This is a genomic window from Klebsiella sp. K5-306, assembly GCF_051835185.1.
Taxonomy (GTDB): Bacteria; Pseudomonadota; Gammaproteobacteria; order Enterobacterales; family Enterobacteriaceae; genus Klebsiella; species Klebsiella oxytoca.
This window is the reverse complement of record NZ_JAIFJY010000028.1, coordinates 1-17,935: the sequence shown is the minus strand read 5'-3', so window position 1 is coordinate 17,935 and position 17,935 is coordinate 1. Positions and strand designations below refer to the sequence as shown.

General features: G+C 53.7%; 11 protein-coding genes and 2 pseudogenes. 9 read left to right on the top strand and 4 right to left on the bottom strand.

Annotation, left to right across the window (positions count from 1 at the left end):
• The first annotated feature begins 113 nt into the window (after positions 1-113).
• From glgB to K2184_RS26970, 9 genes and pseudogenes are all read left to right on the top strand, one after another.
• On the top strand, positions 114-2,306 hold the full coding sequence (glgB, locus tag K2184_RS27010; RefSeq protein WP_004099052.1) for a 1,4-alpha-glucan branching enzyme: 2,193 nt from the start codon (positions 114-116) through the stop codon (positions 2,304-2,306).
• 129 nt (positions 2,307-2,435) lie between these two features.
• Positions 2,436-3,719 carry a glucose-1-phosphate adenylyltransferase gene (glgC, locus tag K2184_RS27005; protein WP_004099051.1) on the top strand — a complete coding sequence of 428 codons (1,284 nt, stop codon included), beginning with the start codon at positions 2,436-2,438 and terminating at the stop codon, positions 3,717-3,719.
• An 88-nt stretch (positions 3,720-3,807) separates the two neighbouring features.
• On the top strand, positions 3,808-5,241 hold the full coding sequence (glgA, locus tag K2184_RS27000) for a glycogen synthase GlgA (protein ID WP_009653212.1): 1,434 nt from the start codon (positions 3,808-3,810) through the stop codon (positions 5,239-5,241).
• 18 nt (positions 5,242-5,259) lie between these two features.
• Positions 5,260-7,707, top strand: a complete 2,448-nt coding sequence (gene glgP, locus K2184_RS26995) for a glycogen phosphorylase (RefSeq protein ID WP_023157975.1) — start codon at positions 5,260-5,262, stop codon at positions 7,705-7,707.
• A gap of 113 nt (positions 7,708-7,820) precedes the next feature.
• Positions 7,821-9,464, top strand: a complete 1,644-nt coding sequence (gene pgm / locus K2184_RS26990; protein WP_004197675.1) for a phosphoglucomutase (alpha-D-glucose-1,6-bisphosphate-dependent) — start codon at positions 7,821-7,823, stop codon at positions 9,462-9,464.
• Positions 9,465-9,588: 124 nt separating this feature from the next.
• The gene (locus K2184_RS26985; RefSeq protein WP_004197678.1) at positions 9,589-10,155 is read left to right on the top strand and encodes a LuxR C-terminal-related transcriptional regulator; all 567 of its coding nucleotides are present in this window, start codon (positions 9,589-9,591) and stop codon (positions 10,153-10,155) included.
• 334 nt (positions 10,156-10,489) lie between these two features.
• Complete coding sequence (locus tag K2184_RS26980; RefSeq protein WP_058350821.1) at positions 10,490-10,744, top strand: hypothetical protein; 255 nt, start codon at positions 10,490-10,492, stop codon at positions 10,742-10,744.
• 50 nt (positions 10,745-10,794) lie between these two features.
• Entirely contained in the window at positions 10,795-11,070 is a 276-nt protein-coding gene (locus K2184_RS26975; RefSeq protein ID WP_000179213.1) for an IS1-like element transposase, read from the top strand.
• Positions 10,989-11,490 (top strand): annotated as a pseudogene (locus tag K2184_RS26970) (IS1 family transposase). Before K2184_RS26975 ends, K2184_RS26970 begins: the two are co-directional and overlap by 82 nt.
• A gap of 14 nt (positions 11,491-11,504) precedes the next feature.
• Here the strand turns inward: K2184_RS26970 and K2184_RS26965 are convergent.
• The 4 genes and pseudogenes from K2184_RS26965 to lacI all read right to left on the bottom strand — a co-directional run.
• Positions 11,505-11,645: pseudogene (locus K2184_RS26965) on the bottom strand (maltose acetyltransferase domain-containing protein); the annotation flags it as partial.
• 65 nt (positions 11,646-11,710) lie between these two features.
• Positions 11,711-12,964, bottom strand: coding sequence for a lactose permease (gene lacY / locus K2184_RS26960; protein WP_023158026.1), 1,254 nt, complete (start codon positions 12,962-12,964; stop codon positions 11,711-11,713).
• Positions 12,965-13,015: 51 nt separating this feature from the next.
• Complete coding sequence (lacZ, locus tag K2184_RS26955) at positions 13,016-16,090, bottom strand: beta-galactosidase (protein WP_029498501.1); 3,075 nt, start codon at positions 16,088-16,090, stop codon at positions 13,016-13,018.
• A gap of 121 nt (positions 16,091-16,211) precedes the next feature.
• Positions 16,212-17,294, bottom strand: coding sequence for a DNA-binding transcriptional repressor LacI (gene lacI / locus K2184_RS26950; protein ID WP_004152286.1), 1,083 nt, complete (start codon positions 17,292-17,294; stop codon positions 16,212-16,214).
• Positions 17,295-17,935 lie beyond the last annotated feature (641 nt).

Genomic DNA, 17,935 nt, shown 5'->3' with positions numbered 1-17,935 from the left:
TGGAATAACGTGTTGATATTTCGATGCGTAGCATGCAGCGGAATATTACCGGATCAATAAAGCAGGAAGAGGCGTTTTAATTCTTTCCGCAGGATGATAGTAGGGTGACTGCCATGTCTGATTATAATGAAAAAAGTGCGATCTCCGCACTTCTCGCAGGTCATTGTTCCGATCCATTTTCCGTGCTTGGCATGCACTCAACCGATGCGGGTCTGGAAGTGCGCGCATTATTACCCGATGCCACCGATGTATGGGTGATTGAACCGAAAACCGGGCGCAAAGTCGGTAAACTCGAATGCCTCGACACACGCGGGTTCTTTAGCGGCGTTCTGCCGCGCCGGAAAAATCCTTTTCGTTACCAGCTGGCCGTCACCTGGCACGGTCAGCAAAACCTGATTGACGACCCCTATCGCTTTGGCCCGCTGCTGCAGGAGCTTGATGCCTGGCTGCTCGCTGAAGGGACTCATCTGCGGCCCTACGAGACGCTGGGAGCCCATGCCGACACCATGGACGGCGTCACCGGGACGCGTTTTTCCGTCTGGGCGCCGAACGCCCGTCGTGTGTCGGTGGTCGGACAGTTCAACTACTGGGACGGCCGCCGCCACCCGATGCGTCTGCGCAAAGAGTCCGGCATCTGGGAGCTGTTTGTCCCCGGCGCGCATAACGGCCAGCTGTATAAGTTCGAGCTGATTGACGCCCACGGCCACCTGCGGGTGAAATCCGACCCGTATGCCTTTGAGGCACAGATGCGCCCGGAAAGCGCGTCGCTTATCTGCGGCATGCCGGAAAAGGTCGAACAGCCACAGTCCCGTCAGCAGGCCAACCAGTTTGATGCACCGATTTCGATTTATGAAGTGCACCTTGGCTCGTGGCGCCGCCACGCCGATAACCATTTCTGGCTCAGCTACCGCGAGCTGGCGGACCAGCTGGTGCCTTACGCGAAGTGGATGGGCTTCACCCATCTGGAGCTGCTGCCGGTAAACGAACATCCGTTCGACGGCAGCTGGGGCTATCAGCCCACCGGGCTGTACGCGCCGACCCGCCGTTTTGGTACCCGTGAAGACTTCCGCTACTTCCTGAATGCTGCCCATGCCGCGGGTCTGAACGTGATCCTCGACTGGGTGCCGGGCCACTTCCCGTCGGATGACTTTGCGCTGGCATCGTTCGACGGCACCGCGTTGTATGAACACAGCGACCCGCGAGAAGGTTATCACCAGGACTGGAATACGCTGATCTACAACTACGGTCGCCGTGAAGTCAGCAACTTTCTGGTCGGGAACGCGCTGTACTGGATTGAACGCTTCGGGATCGACGCCCTGCGCGTGGATGCGGTTGCGTCAATGATCTACCGCGACTACAGCCGCAAAGAGGGGGAGTGGGTGCCCAATGAGTACGGCGGCCGGGAAAACCTCGAAGCGATTGAATTTCTGCGCAATACCAACCGTGTGCTCGGTGAGCAGACGCCGGGAGCGGTCACGATGGCGGAGGAGTCCACCGACTTCGCCGGGGTTACACGACCGTCTTCGACGGGCGGTCTTGGCTTCTGGTTCAAATGGAACCTCGGCTGGATGCATGACACCCTCGACTATATGCAGCTCGATCCCATCTATCGTCGTTATCATCACGACAAGATGACCTTCGGGATGCTCTACAACTACACCGAAAACTTCGTGTTGCCGCTGTCACACGATGAAGTGGTTCACGGCAAAAAATCGATTCTTGACCGGATGCCTGGCGATGCCTGGCAGAAGTTCGCCAACCTGCGCGCCTACTACGGCTGGCTGTTTGCCTTCCCCGGTAAAAAGCTGCTGTTTATGGGCAACGAGTTTGCCCAGGGGCGGGAGTGGAACCACGACGCCAGCCTCGACTGGCATCTGCTGGAAGGGGGCGACAACTGGCATCACGGGGTGCAGCGTCTGGTGCGCGATCTGAACCATACCTATCGCCACCATAAGGCACTGCACGAACTGGATTTTGACCCCTACGGCTTTGAATGGCTTGTTGTGGATGACCATGAACGGTCGGTGTTTATCTTTGTCCGTCGCGATAAAGCCGGGAACGAGATAATCGTGGCGAGCAACTTCACGCCAGTACCGCGTCACGGCTATCGCTTCGGGATTAACCAGCCGGGGCGCTGGCGTGAAGAGCTGAACACCGACTCGATGCACTACCACGGGAGCAACACCGGCAACGGCGGCTGCGTGGCAAGCGAGGCGATCGCCAGCCACGGTCGGGAGCATTCGCTGTCGGTGACTCTGCCGCCGCTGGCGACAATCTGGCTGGTACGGGAATCTGCAGGGCAATAAAACGCGCAGCTGATTTATTGCAGCTGACTTATTACCGGAGGTGATCACTTCTGAATTATTTTGCAGAAGAGTGAGGCTTTTTCTTCATTATTTTCTTTTATGGCTTTTATTTAATAGCAGGACATTATTATGAGTAAACTTGAATATACTGACAACTTAATGCTGTCGCGCCAGTTACCGCTTAAATCCGTGGCCCTGATCCTCGCCGGCGGACGTGGCACACGATTAAAAGACCTGACCACTATTCGCGCAAAACCTGCGGTGCATTTCGGCGGTAAATTCAGAATTATTGATTTTGCTTTATCGAATTGTATTAACTCCGGAATAAGACGTATCGGGGTCATTACACAATATCAGTCCCATTCACTGGTGCAGCATATTCAACGCGGCTGGGCATTCTTTAACGAAGAAATGAATGAGTTCGTGGATTTATTACCGGCGCAGCAGCGGGTGCATGGTGAGAACTGGTATCGGGGGACGGCGGATGCCGTGACCCAGAATCTGGATATTATCCGCCGCTATGATGCGGAATATGTCGTTATTCTGGCCGGGGACCATATCTATAAACAAGATTATTCGCGGATGCTGCTCGATCACGTTGAAAAAGGGGCGCGCTGTACCGTGGCCTGCCTGCCGGTCCCGGTTGAAGAGGCAAGCGCTTTTGGCGTCATGGCCGTGGATGAGAATGACAAAATCATTGAATTTGTTGAAAAACCGGCTAATCCGCCCACCATTCCTGGCGATGAAACCCGCTCGCTTGCCAGTATGGGCATTTATGTGTTTGATGCGGAATATCTCTACCAGCTGCTGGAAGACGACGATCGGGATGAACACTCCACCCATGATTTTGGCAAAGATATTATTCCCAGGATAACGGCGGCAGGTGAAGCGTATGCGCATCCGTTCCCGCGCTCCTGCGTTCAGTCGGATAATAATGCCGAGCCATACTGGCGCGATGTCGGAACCCTGGAGGCGTACTGGAAAGCGAATCTGGATTTAGCCTCAGTAGTGCCAGAGCTGGACGTTTATGACCGTAACTGGCCTATCCGTACCTATGTCGAATCGCTGCCCAGCGCCAAATTTGTTCAGGACCGTTCCGGCAGTCATGGCATGACCATGAATTCTCTGGTCTCCGGCGGCTGTATTATTTCTGGCTCGGTGGTGGTGCAGTCGGTTCTATTTTCCAGAGTTCGGATTAACTCGTTCTGTAATATTGATTCGTCGGTTTTATTACCGGGCGTCTGGGTCGGTCGCTCCTGCAGGATAAGACGCTGCGTGATCGACCGGGGATGCGTTATTCCGGAGGGGACGGTGATTGGCGAAAATGCCGTTGAGGATGCGCGACGCTTTTATCGTTCGGAAGAAGGCATCGTTCTGGTTACCAAAGAAATGCTGGACAAACTTGAGGTATGAGCCCATTTGCGGAAAAAGCGTGTCCGGCGGCAGAGAAAATATTGCCCTGTCGCGGGTCGTCTCTGTGGCTGAATAATAAGGAGCATACATGCAAGTTTTACATGTAGGAGCAGAGATGTTCCCGCTGTTAAAAACGGGCGGACTGGCCGACGTCACCGGCGCGCTCCCGGCGGCGCAAATTGCCGAGGGGCTGGATACCCGCGTGCTGCTGCCTGGGTTTCCGGCGATCCGCAACGGGGTTCAGGATCCGCAGGTGGTGGCCAGCAGGGAGACATTCGCCGGGCGGATGACGCTGCTGTTTGGCCATTTTAACGGTGTGGGCATCTATCTGATTGATGCCCCGCATCTCTATGACCGGACGGGTAATCCTTATCATAACCAGCAGATGCAGGATTATCCTGATAACGTCCTGCGTTTCGCGTTGCTGAGCTGGGTCGGGGCCGAGCTTGCCGGTGGTCTTGACCCGTTCTGGCGTCCTGAAATCGTCCACGCCCATGACTGGCACGCGGGTCTCACCCCGGCTTATCTGGCCACCCGCGGCAACCCGGCCAAATCGGTGTTTACGGTGCACAACATTGCCTATCAGGGGTTGTTTCAGGCCCGGCATATGGCGGAGATCGCGTTACCGTGGTCGTTCTTCCAGATGCACGGGGTGGAGTTTAATGGGCAAATCTCCTTCCTTAAGGCGGGTCTCTATTTCGCTGACCATATCACCACCGTCAGCCCGACATATGCCCGTGAAATTACCGAACCACAGTACGCGTTTGGTCTGGAAGAGCTGCTGCGGCAACGTCAGCGGGAAGGGCGACTGTCGGGGATCCTGAACGGGGTTGACAAAAATATCTGGGATCCGCGCCGCGATCCGCTGCTGGCAGCGCCTTACGACCAGAATTCACTGGCGGAGAAAGCGAAGAACAAGCAGCAGCTGCAGACGTCGCTGGGGCTGAAGGCGGACGATCGGGCGCTGCTGTTCACCGTTGTGAGCCGGCTGACCAGCCAGAAGGGGCTGGATCTTCTGTTTGGCGCGCTGCCGGGAATTATATCTAAGGGAGGGCAGCTGGCGCTGCTGGGATCCGGGGACCCGGATTTGCAGGCCCGTTTTCTGACCGCCGAGGCGCAATACCCCGGGCAGGTGAGTATCCGGATCGGCTACGACGAGGCGCTGTCGCATCAGATGATTGGCGGCGCCGACGTCATCCTGGTGCCCAGCCGTTTTGAACCCTGCGGTCTGACCCAGCTTTATGGTCTGCGCTACGGCACATTACCGCTGGTTCGCCGTACCGGCGGACTGGCGGATACCGTCGCCGACTGTTCGCTCGAAAACCTTGTTGACGGGCTCGCGACCGGATTTGTGTTTACCGACAGCGAGACGGAATCGTTATTACATGCTATCCACCGGGCCAGTGTCCTGTGGTCGCGTCCCTCGCTGTGGCGTTACGTGCAGCGGCAGGCGATGAGCATGGATTTTAGCTGGCAAAGTGCCGCAAAGTCTTTCCACCTGTTGTATCAGCGTATTATTTAATTGCTACGGATAAGAAAAATGGAACCACGCATAAGTTATATTTCACCCAGGCTGAATGAAGAAGCGCTGCAGCATGCTATCGCTTATAACCTCATGTTTATTCTCGGTAAAGACCCTTCACTTGCCAATAAGCATGAATGGCTCAATGCTACGCTGTTCGCCGTGCGCGATCGGCTGGTTGAGCGCTGGTTGCGGGCGCATCGGGCGCGGATCTCGCAGCAGGCGCGCCAGGTATATTATCTGTCGATGGAGTTTCTCATCGGCCGTACCCTCTCGAATGCCTTACTGTCGCTGGGCATCTATGAGGATGTGAAAACAGCGCTGGCCGGGATGGGTCTGGATCTGGAAGAGCTGATTGACGAAGAGAATGACCCGGGCCTGGGCAACGGCGGTCTCGGTCGTCTGGCAGCCTGTTTTCTCGACTCCCTGGCCACGCTGGGGCTGCCAGGACGCGGTTACGGCATCCGCTACGACTACGGCATGTTCAAGCAAAACATCATCGACGGCCGGCAGATGGAGTCACCGGACTACTGGCTGGAGTACGGTAACCCCTGGGAATTCGAGCGCCATAAAACCCGCTATACCGTGCGCTTTGGCGGGCGCATTCAGCATGAGGGGAAAAACTCGCGCTGGCTGGAAACCGAAGAGATCATCGCGGTGGCCTACGATCAGATTATCCCGGGTTATGAAACCGATGCCACCAACACCCTGCGCTTGTGGAGCGCCCAGGCCAGCAGCGAGATTAACCTCGGTAAATTTAATCAGGGAGATTACTTCGCGGCGGTAGAAGATAAAAACCATTCCGAAAACGTCTCCCGGGTACTGTATCCGGACGACTCGACCTACTCCGGGCGCGAGCTGCGCCTGCGTCAGGAATATTTCCTCGTTTCGGCGACGGTGCAGGATATTCTTTTTCGCCATTACCAGTTGTATCAAACCTATGACAACCTGGCAGATAAAATTGCTATCCACCTCAACGACACCCATCCGGTGCTGTCGATCCCGGAGCTGATGCGTCTGCTGATTGACGAACACCGCTTCAGCTGGGATGACGCTTTCGGGGTGACCTGTCAGGTCTTCTCCTACACCAACCATACCCTGATGAGCGAGGCGCTGGAGACCTGGCCGGTCGAGATGCTGGGGAAAATCCTGCCGCGCCATTTGCAGATTATTTTCGAGATTAATGACTATTTTCTGAAAACCATGCAGGAGCACTATCCCGATGATATTGCGTTGCTGAGCCGGACCTCGATTATCGATGAATCCAACGACCGTCGCGTACGGATGGCCTGGCTGGCGGTGGTGGTCAGTTACAAGGTGAACGGCGTGTCGGAACTGCACTCCCGGCTGATGGTGGAGTCGCTGTTTGCCGATTTCGCCAGAATCTTTCCGCGCCGCTTCACCAACGTGACTAACGGCGTCACGCCGCGCCGCTGGCTGGCTGCCGCTAACCCGTCCCTTGCCGCGGTTCTGGACCGCCATATCGGCCAGACCTGGCGAACGGATTTAAGCCAGCTGAGCGAAATGGGGGAATATCAGGATTATCCGCTGGTTAACCAGGCCGTCAGCGCCGCCAAACTGGCGAATAAACAGCGTCTGGCCGATTATATCGCCCGTCAGCTGGGCGTGGTGGTGAACCCGAACGCGCTGTTTGATGTGCAAATTAAACGGATCCACGAATATAAACGCCAGCTGATGAATGTGCTGCATGTGATCACCCGCTACAACCGTATCAAGGCGGACCCGCAGGCCGAATGGGTGCCGCGAGTGGTGATTTTCGCCGGCAAAGCCGCGTCCGCTTACCACACGGCAAAACAGATCATCCATCTGATAAACGACGTCGCCAAAGTCATCAACAGCGATCCGCAGATTGGCGACAGACTAAAGGTGGTGTTCATTCCCAACTACAGCGTCAGTCTGGCGCAGATGATCATTCCGGCCGCGGACCTTTCTGAGCAGATTTCGCTGGCAGGGACTGAAGCCTCCGGGACCAGTAATATGAAGTTCGCCCTCAACGGTGCGCTGACCATTGGCACGCTGGACGGCGCCAACGTTGAGATGTTGGAGCACGTGGGTGAGGACAATATCTTTATCTTCGGTAATACCGCTGCAGAGGTCGAGGCGCTGCGCAGCAACGGTTATCAGCCGCGTGATTACTACGACCAGGATCAAGAGCTGCGCCAGGCGCTGACCCAGATGGGGACCGGGGTGTTCAGCCCACAGGAGCCGGGCCGCTATCGCGGTCTGCTGGATTCGCTGATCAACTTTGGCGACCACTATCAGGTGCTGGCCGATTACCGCAGCTATGTTGACTGTCAGGACAAGGTGGATGCGCTCTACCGAACCCCGGAAGAGTGGACCGCCAAAGCGATGCTCAACATAACCCACATGGGCTATTTTTCATCGGACCGTACGGTGCGGGAGTATGCGCAAAAGATCTGGTATATCGACAAAACGCAACTCTGAGCGCGTACTGACAACCAGGAAACGCCGGGGCGGGTGGCAGGAGACCGGCCCCGTCGATGAGCGACCCGGCAGCAACACATAAATAAGCCTGACGGATATGACAGGAGAGAAAAATGACGGACAGTAAACGCGCAGGGGAGCCTGCACAACAGAGTGATTTGATTAACGTCGCTCAGCTGACCGCGCAGTACTACGTACTGAGGCCGGAAGCGGGCAACGCGGAGCATGCGGTGAAGTTTGGTACCTCTGGCCATCGTGGCAGTGCAGGGCGCCATAACTTCAATGAGCAGCATATTCTGGCGATCGCGCAGGCGATTGCGGAAGACCGCGCCAGGAACGGGATTACCGGTCCCTGCTACGTGGGTAAAGATACCCACGCGCTCTCCGAACCGGCCTTTATTTCCGTACTGGAAGTGCTGGCGGCCAACGGCGTTGATGTTATCGTGCAGGAACACAACGGTTTCACCCCGACGCCGGCCATTTCCAATGCCATCCTGGTGCACAACAAAAAAGGTGGTCCGCTGGCAGACGGCATCGTGATCACGCCGTCTCATAACCCGCCGGAAGATGGCGGTATTAAGTACAACCCGCCGAACGGCGGCCCGGCGGATACCAACGTCACCAAAGTGGTAGAGAATCGCGCTAACGAACTGCTGGCCTCGGGTCTGCAGGGCGTCAGGCGCATCTCCCTCGATGCGGCACTGGCATCCGGTCATGTTAAAAAGCAGGATCTGGTACAGCCGTTTATCGAAGGGCTGGCGGATATCGTCGACATGGCGGCAATTCAGAAAGCCGGCCTCAAGCTCGGGATCGATCCGCTGGGCGGGTCCGGTATCGAATACTGGAAACGTATTGCCGGGCACTACAAGCTCGACCTGACTATCGTCAACGATCACGTCGATCAAACCTTCCGCTTTATGCATCTGGATAAAGACGGCGCCATTCGCATGGACTGCTCATCTGAGTGCGCAATGGCGGGCCTGCTGGCGCTGCGCGATAAGTTTGACCTGGCTTTTGCTAACGATCCAGATTATGACCGTCACGGCATCGTCACGCCGGCAGGGCTGATGAACCCGAACCACTATCTGGCGGTGGCGATTAACTACCTGTTCCAGCATCGCCCGCAGTGGGGCCAGGATGTGGCGGTGGGCAAGACGCTGGTCTCTTCCGCGATGATCGACCGTGTGGTGAACGACCTCGGCCGCAGGCTGGTTGAAGTGCCGGTGGGCTTTAAATGGTTTGTTGACGGCCTGTTCGACGGCAGCTTCGGCTTCGGCGGAGAAGAGAGCGCGGGCGCCTCGTTCCTGCGTTTTGACGGAACGCCGTGGTCGACCGACAAAGACGGGATCATCATGTGCCTGCTGGCGGCGGAAATCACCGCCGTCACCGGTAAAAACCCGCAGGAGCACTACGACGAACTGGCCGCCCGCTTCGGCGCGCCGAGCTATAACCGGCTGCAGGCTTCGGCCACTTCCGCACAGAAAGCGGTGCTGTCGAAGCTGTCGCCGGAAATGGTCAGGGCCAGTCAGCTGGCGGGTGACCCGATCACTGCGCGTCTGACCGCCGCGCCGGGCAACGGCGCATCGATTGGTGGCCTGAAAGTGATGACCGACAACGGCTGGTTCGCCGCCCGACCGTCAGGTACGGAAGACGCTTACAAGATCTACTGCGAGAGCTTCCTCGGGGAAGCACATCGCAAGCAGATCGAGAAAGAAGCGGTGGAAATCGTGAATAGCGTGCTAGCGGCGCACCAGTAGAGCAGTTGACGTACTCCGCTGAGCCGGAGTACGTCATAGTTACCCGGCGACACCAATACAGGCACCACTTTGTCAGAACATAAGGAACGGGACGCTTCGCAAAAGGTATTGCTGCGGGGACTATATGAATATCTATGTTATTACCAATAATAATTTCATGCTTGTAGGTCTGAAATGTATGTTCAGCGACAACAGCCTCTCCGTCAACAGGGTTGTGTTTTCACGGGTCAGCGATATTGCCTTCAGCAACAGCGATGTGGTGATTGTGGAGTCAGAGCTGAACACCGGCGATGCCGAACGTCTCAAGTACCTACACATTTCACCGGTCAATCTTATCTTTTTATTAAAACCGGCGTCAGGAATGAGCGGGACAGGGCGTGAAGCGGTATGCATTGACACTGAATTAAGCGGTAATGAATATCTCATGATGAGGCAGGCGTTTAAAAAAATGGGGATCAATCTGAAGAGGGACAAGTTGTCATTTACCAAAAGAGAAACACATGTTATCAATATGATTTTAAATGGTTATTCGATAGATGAAATTTCCCGTAGCCTGCTGATCTCCAAAAAAACGGTTCAGTCTTTTGTCGGTATTGTTTTGCATAAACTGAATACCACCAAAATAAGTGGAATATACCGCAAAAAAAATCTCATCATCGACAGTTTTGCCAGGAGGAGCCTGCATCGTTAGGATGCCCTATAAACTAATGATCTGCTTATGGAAAGTCACTATCTCATATATTAAGTTTCAACTAAATTTGTTATAAATTATTTTATGTTGTTATGTTGAACGGGGTTTGATTATTGGTATGCTTCAGAAAAAATAAACATACATCATGGGTGCTAACATGATGAAAATATATGAAACCATAGTCATCAAATGATTTAAGCATACAATAAATAATATAGGATTATATCCTCTATCTGTGAATGGTGGGCGGCAGAGGAAAAACGGGATATATATTTATGCATTTCATCTTTTTATTATAAAAAACTGTTATGTAAATTCTGTAGCGGGAGGGGGTATGTTTAGTGAAGACGCACACTATGAATTTCTAAAAAGATATTACAGAGCGGAGTTTTTTGAAGGAAGAAATGGTTCCATTTGGGGAATAAATTATTCTTACAATTTGGCAAGGGTGGGTATGAATATGCTTGAAAGATATGGCTATGGGATAATATTAAAGCATGAATCTATCACTGGTGAAACCATTTACTATGATCGTAGTCTGACGATACTATTTGGTGACAGAATTACACAGGCCCTGGGAGGTCGGTGATGCTGCCAACTTACTGATTTAGTGTATGATGGTGTTTTTGAGGTGCTCCAGTGGCTTCTGTTTCTATCAGCTGCCCCTCCTGTTCAGCTACTGACGGGGTGGTGCGTAACGGCAAAAGCACTGCCGGACATCAGCGCTATCTCTGCTCTCACTGCCGTAAAACATGGCAACTGCAGTTCACTTACACCGCTTCTCAACCCGGTACGCACCAGAAAATCATTGATATGGCCATGAATGGTGTTGGATGCCGGGCAACCGCCCGCATTATGGGCGTTGGCCTCAACACGATTTTACGTCACTTAAAAAACTCAGGCCGCAGTCGGTAACCTCGCGCATACAGCCGGGCAGTGACGTCATCGTCTGCGCGGAAATGGACGAACAGTGGGGCTATGTCGGGGCTAAATCGCGCCAGTGCTGGCTGTTTTACGCGTATGACAGGCTCCGGAAGACGGTTTGCGCACGTATTCGGTGAACGCACTATGGCGACGCTGGGGCGTCTTATGAGCCTGCTGTCACCCTTTGACGTGGTGATATGGATGACGGATGGCTGGCCGCTGTATGAATCCCGCCTGAAGGGAAAGCTGCACGTAATCAGCAAGCGATATACGCAGCGAATTGAGCGGCATAACCTGAATCTGAGGCAGCACCTGGCACGGCTGGGACGGAAGTCGCTGTCGCTCTCAAAATCGGTGGAGCTGCATGACAAAGTCATCGGGCATTATCTGAACATAAAACACTATCAATAAGTTGGAGTCATTACCCTTTTTTCAACTTCTGATGGATGCGAGTGATTGAACTCATACATTAATGTTTTCCCACGAAGTCTTTTTTCAGGTAAGCCTTCGCACATATCGGTAAATAGCTTGCCTGCTTTTATTTTTTCTGTCATCGACATGTTCATTTTTAACATTCCGTCCTGATAAGTTGGTCGGATAAGGCGCTCGCGCCGTATCCGACATTAATTTCTTAAGCGACTTCATTCACCTGGCGACGCAGCAGGGAAAGTGGGCCGGGGCCGCTAAGCGTGAACACGGAAATTAAGGTGAAGCCCAGCGCCACCAGACCCAGCACCAGGTAAGCGCCCTGGAAACCGATGCTTTCATACATATTGCCCGCCAGAATAGACATAAAAATCATCGCCAGTTGCTTAAAGAAGCAGAAACAGACCAGATAAATCGTCGCTGAAAAACGCACTTCAAACTGGCTGGTAATATATTTAAAGCAGCCCACCAGCAGGAACGGTACTTCAAACATATGCAGCGTTTTCAGAATAACCACTTCCAGTGCTGAGGTAGCGAACGATGAGCCAATAATACGTACTGACATAATAGTGCCAGCCAGCAGCAGGGCGTTTTTCCCACCGATGCGATTAATGATCAGTGGCGCAAAAAACATAATCGAGGCGTTAAGTAATTCGCCCATTGTCGTTACGTAGCCAAATACCCGCGTACCCTGTTCACCGGTAGCAAAGAACGAAGTAAAGAAATTAGCAAACTGTTGGTCAAAAACATCGTAGGTGCAGGAAACGCCAATAACATACAGTGACAAAAACCACAGTTTTGGCTGTCTGAACAGTTCCAGCGCCAGCTTAAGGCTAAATGCCGAATGGTTGGCACCTACCGCATTGGCAACCGTGGCAGAAGAGGGCGCATCCGTTTTGGCGAAAAAGAGTAAAACGGCGAGGATGAGTGCACAGCCAGAACCCAGCCAGAAAACAAACTGATTATTGATGGTGAACATGATGCCGACAATCGAGGCACACAGCGCCCAGCCAACACAGCCAAACATCCGCGCGCGACCAAATTCGAAATTACTGCGACGGCTGACTTTCTCGATAAATGCCTCTACTGCTGGCGCACCGGCGTTAAAACAAAAGCCTAGATAAATACCACCAACAATCGATCCTACTAAAATGTTGTATTGTAACAGTGGCCCGAAGATAAAAACAAAGAACGGCGCAAACATCACTAACATGCCGGTAATAATCCACAGCAGGTATTTGCGCAGCCCGAGTTTGTCAGAAAGCAGACCAAACAGCGGTTGGAATAATAGCGAGAACAGAGAAATAGCGGCAAAAATAATACCCGTATCACTTTTGCTGATATGGTTGATGTCATGTAGCCAAATCGGGAAAAACGGGAAGTAGGCTCCCATGATAAAAAAGTAAAAGAAAAAGAATAAACCGAACATCCAAAAGTTTGTGTTTTTTAAATAGTACATAATGGATTTCCTTACGCGAAATACGGGCAGACATGGCCTGCCCGGTTATTATTATTTTTGACACCAGAGCAACTGGTAATGGTAGCTACCGGTGCTAAGCTGGAATTCCGCCGACACTGACGGGCTCCAGGAGTCGTCGCCACCAATCCCCATATGGAAACCGTCGATATTCAGCCATGTGCCTTCTTCCGCGTGCAGCAGATGGCGATGGCTGGTTTCCATCAGTTGCTGTTGACTGTAGCGGCTGATGTTGAACTGGAAGTCGCCGCGCCACTGGTGTGGGCCATAATTCAATTCGCGCGTCCCGCAGCGCAGACCGTTTTCGCTCGGGAAGACGTACGGGGTATACATGTCTGACAATGGCAGATCCCAGCGGTCAAAACAGGCCGCAGTAAGGCGGTCGGGATAGTTTTCTTGCGGCCCTAATCCGAGCCAGTTTACCCGCTCTGCTACCTGCGCCAGCTGGCAGGTCAGGCCAATCCGCGCCGGATGTGGCGTATTGCTCGCCACTTCAACATCAACGGTAATCGCCATTTGACCACTTCCATCAATCCGGTAGGTTTTCCGGCTGATAAATAAGGTTTTCCCCTGATGCTGCCACGCGTGGACCGTGGTAATCAGCACCGCGTCGGCAAGCGTATCTGCCGTGCACTGCAACAACGCTGCTTCGGCCTGGTAATGGCCCGCCGCCTTCCAGCGTTCGACCCAGGCGTTAGGGTCAATGCGGGTCGCTTCACTTACGCCAATGTCGTTATCCAGCGGTGCGCGGGTGAACTGATCGCGCAGCGGCGTCAGCAGTTGTTTTTTATCGCCAATCCACATCTGTGAAAGAAAGCCTGACTGGCGGTTAAATTGCCAACGCTTATTATCCAGCTCGATGCAAAAATCCGTTTCGCTGGTGGTCAGTTGCGGGATGGCGTGGGGCGCGGAGGGGAGTGTCACGCTGAGGTTTTCCGCCAGACGCCACTGCTGCCAGGCGCTGATGTGTCCGGCTGCTGACCATGTGGTCGCGTTCGGTTGCACTACGTGAACCGTTAGCCAGAGTTGTCCGGCGCTCTTCGGCTGCGGTAGTCCAGGCAGTTCAATCAACTGTTTACCTTGTGGAGCGACATCCAGAGGCACTTCACCGCTTGCCAGCGGCTTGCCATCCAGCGCCACCATCCAGTGCAGGAGCTCGTTATCGCTATGACGGAACAGGTATTCGCTGGTCACTTCGATGGTTCGCCCGGATAAACTGAACTGGAAAAACTGCTGCTGGTGTTTTGCTTCCGTCAGCGCCGGATGCGGCGTGCGGTCGGCAAAGACCAGACCGTTCATGCAGAACTGGCGATCATTCGGCGTATCGCCAAAATCACCGCCGTAAGCCGACCACGGATTGCCATTTTCATCATATTTAATCAGCGACTGATCCACCCAGTCCCAGACGAAGCCGCCCTGTAAACGGGGGTACTGACGAAACGCCTGCCAGTATTTAGCGAAGCCGCCAAGACTGTTACCCATCGCGTGGGCGTATTCGCAAAGGATCAGCGGGCGCGTCTCTCCAGGCAACGAAAGCCATTTTTTGATGGACCATTTCGGCACAGCCGGGAAGGGCTGGTCTTCATCCACGCGCGCGTACATCGGGCAAATAATATCGGTTGCGAAGGTGTCGGCTCCGCCGCCTTCATACTGTACCGGGCGGGAAGGATCGACAGATTTGATCCAGCGATAGAGTGCGTCGTGATTAGCGCCGTGGCCTGATTCATTCCCCAGCGACCAGATGATCACACTCGGGTGATTACGATCGCGCTGCACCATTCGCGTTACGCGTTCGCTCATCGCGGGTAGCCAGCGCGGATCATCGGTCAGACGATTCATTGGCACCATGCCGTGGGTTTCAATGTTGGCTTCATCCACCACATACAGGCCGTAGTGGTCGCACAGCGTGTACCACAGCGGATGGTTCGGATAATGCGAACAGCGCACGGCGTTAAAGTTGTTCTGCTTCATCAGCAGGATATCCTGCACCATCGTCTGCTCATCCATGACCTGACCATGCAGAGGATGATGCTCGTGACGGTTAACGCCGCGAATCAGCAACGGCTTGCCGTTCAGCAGCAGCAGACCATTTTCAATCCGCACCTCGCGGAAACCGACATCGCAGGCTTCTGCTTCAATCAGCGTGCCGTCGGCGGTGTGCAGTTCAACCACCGCACGATAGAGATTCGGGATTTCGGCGCTCCACAGTTTCGGGTTTTCGACGTTCAGACGTAGGGTGACGTGATCGGCATAACCACCACGCTCATCGATAATTTCACCGCCGAAAGGCGCGGTGCCGCTGGCGACCTGCGTTTCACCCTGCCACAAAGAAACCGTCACCCGCAGCTCATCGCGCAGCTCGCCGTACATCTGAACGTCTGCCTCCAGTACAGCGCGGCTGAAATCATCATTAAAGTGAGTGGCTACATGGAAATCGCTGATTTGCGTGCTCGGTTTATGCAGCAACGAGACGTCACGGAAAATGCCGCTCATCCGCCACATATCCTGATCTTCCAGATAACTGCCGTCACTCCAGCGCAGCACCATCACCGCGAGGCGGTTTTCTCCGGCGTGTAAAAATGCGCTCAGGTCAAATTCAGACGGCAAACGACTGTCCTGTCCGTAACCGACCCAGCGCCCGTTGCACCACAAATGAAACGCCGAGTTAACACCATCAAAAATAATTCGCGTCTGGCCTTCCTGTAGCCAGCTTTCATCAATATTAAATGTGAGCGAGTAACAACCCGTCGGATTCTCCGTGGGAACATACGGCGGATTGACCGCAATGGGATAGGTCACGTTGGTGTAGATAGGCGCATCGTAACCGTGCATCTGCCAGTTTGAGGGGACGATGACAGTATCGGCGTCAGGAAGATCGCGCTCCAGCCAGCTTTCTGGTACCGCTTCTGGTGCCGGAAACCAGGCAAAGCGCCATTCACCATTCAGGCTGCGCGACTCTTGGGAAGGGCGATCGGTGCGAGCCTCTTCGCTATTACGCCAGCTGGCGAAAGGGGGATGTGCCGCAAGGCGATTAAGTTGGGTAACGCCAGGGTTTTCCCAGTCACGACGTTGTAATACGACGGCCAGTGAATCCGTAATCATTGTCATAGTTGTATCCTGCGTGAATTGTTATCCGCTCACATTTTCGCATAACATACGAGCCGGACACATAGAGTGTAAAGCCTGGGGTGCCTAATGAGTGAGCTGACTCACATTAATTGCGTTGCGCTCACTGCCCGCTTTCAAGTCGGGAAACTTGTCGTGCCAGCTGCATTAAGGAATCTGCCAACGTGCGGGGAGAGGTGGTTTGCGTATTGGGCGGTAGGGTGGTTTTTCTTTTCACCAGTGAGACGGGCAACAGCTGATTGCTCTTCACCGCCTGGCCCTGAGAGAGTTTCAGCAAGCGGTCCACGCTAGTTTTCCCCAGCAGGCGAAAATCCTGTTTGATGGTGGTTAACGGCGGGATATAACACGAGCTGTCTTCGGTATCGTCGTATCCCACTACCGAGATATCCGCACCAACGCGCAGCCCGGACTCGGTAATAGCGCGCATTGCGCCCAGCGCCATCTGATCGTTGGCAACCAGCATCGCAGTGGGAACGATGCCCTCATTCAGCATTTGCATAGTTTGTTGAAAACCGGACATGGCACTCCAGTCGCCTTCCCGTTCCGCTATCGGATGAATTTGATTGCGTGTGAGATATTTATGCCAGTCCGCCAGACGCAGACGCGCCGAGACAGAACTTAATGGACCGGCTAACAACGCGATTTGCTGGTGACCCAATGCGATCAGATGCTCCACGCCCAGTCGCGTACCGTCTTCATGGGAAAAAATAATACTGTTGATGGGAGTCTGGTCAGAGACATCAAGAAATAGGGCCGGAACATTAGCGCAGGCAGCTTCCACAGCAATGGCATCCTCGTCATCCAGCGGATAGTTAATGATCAGACCACTGACGCGTTGCGCGAGAAGGTTATGTACCGCCGCTTTACAGGCTTCGACGCTGCTTCGTTCTACCATCGACACCACCACGCTGGCACCCAGTTGATCGGCGCGAGATTTAATCGCCGCGACAATTTGCGACGGCGCGTGCAGGGCCAGACTGGAGGTAGCAACGCCAATCAGCAACGACTGTTTGCCCGCCAGTTGTTGTGCCACGCGGTTGGGAATGTAGTTCAGCTGCGCCATCGCCGCTTCCACCTTTTCCCGCGTTTTCGCAGAGACGTGGCTGGCCTGGTTCACCACGCGGGAAACGGTCTGATAAGAGACACCGGCATACTCTGCGACATCGTATAGCGTTACTGGTTTCACATTTACCACCCTGAATTGACTCTCTTCGGGTGCTATCATGCCATACCACGAAATGTTTTGCGCCATTCGGAGGGGGCACGCCGAAGTGAGATTCAAAATGCCGACGTCAGTTCACAGGTGGGTAATGATACCAACGTGTTGATTTCGTATTTTCACTGACACCAGGATCATCCTGATGTTACAAGGATTGAATGACTACAGATTAAAATAGTCATCAACAGGTTGACAGCATTACCCTGTCTGGCTATAGAGTAAGAATCGTACCGGAATTGAGCATTTACCCTCAGTACCTGCGGATGAAAAAGCAGTCTGCCCTGACATACTGAACAATCCCTTCTCATAAGATGCCTCTCTTTTGCTGTTTAAAGAGCTGAGCAGTCCGGGCGGAGACTGACCTCGTTCCGCTTTCCAAGCGACCCCCTTGTTGAAAGTGCGACAAAAGAGATAGGGCGAATGACTATACTTCGCTCATAGCTGCCCGTCATGCCAGCTCAAAAAACAGGCTTAACGTAGGATATTTAATGAGATGGTCACTCCCTCCTTCCCAGTACTATGCTGAGGACAGGCTTTCATTCGGAGAACCATCATGGAAAACATTGCGCTTATTGGTATCGATCTGGGTAAGAACTCTTTCCATATTC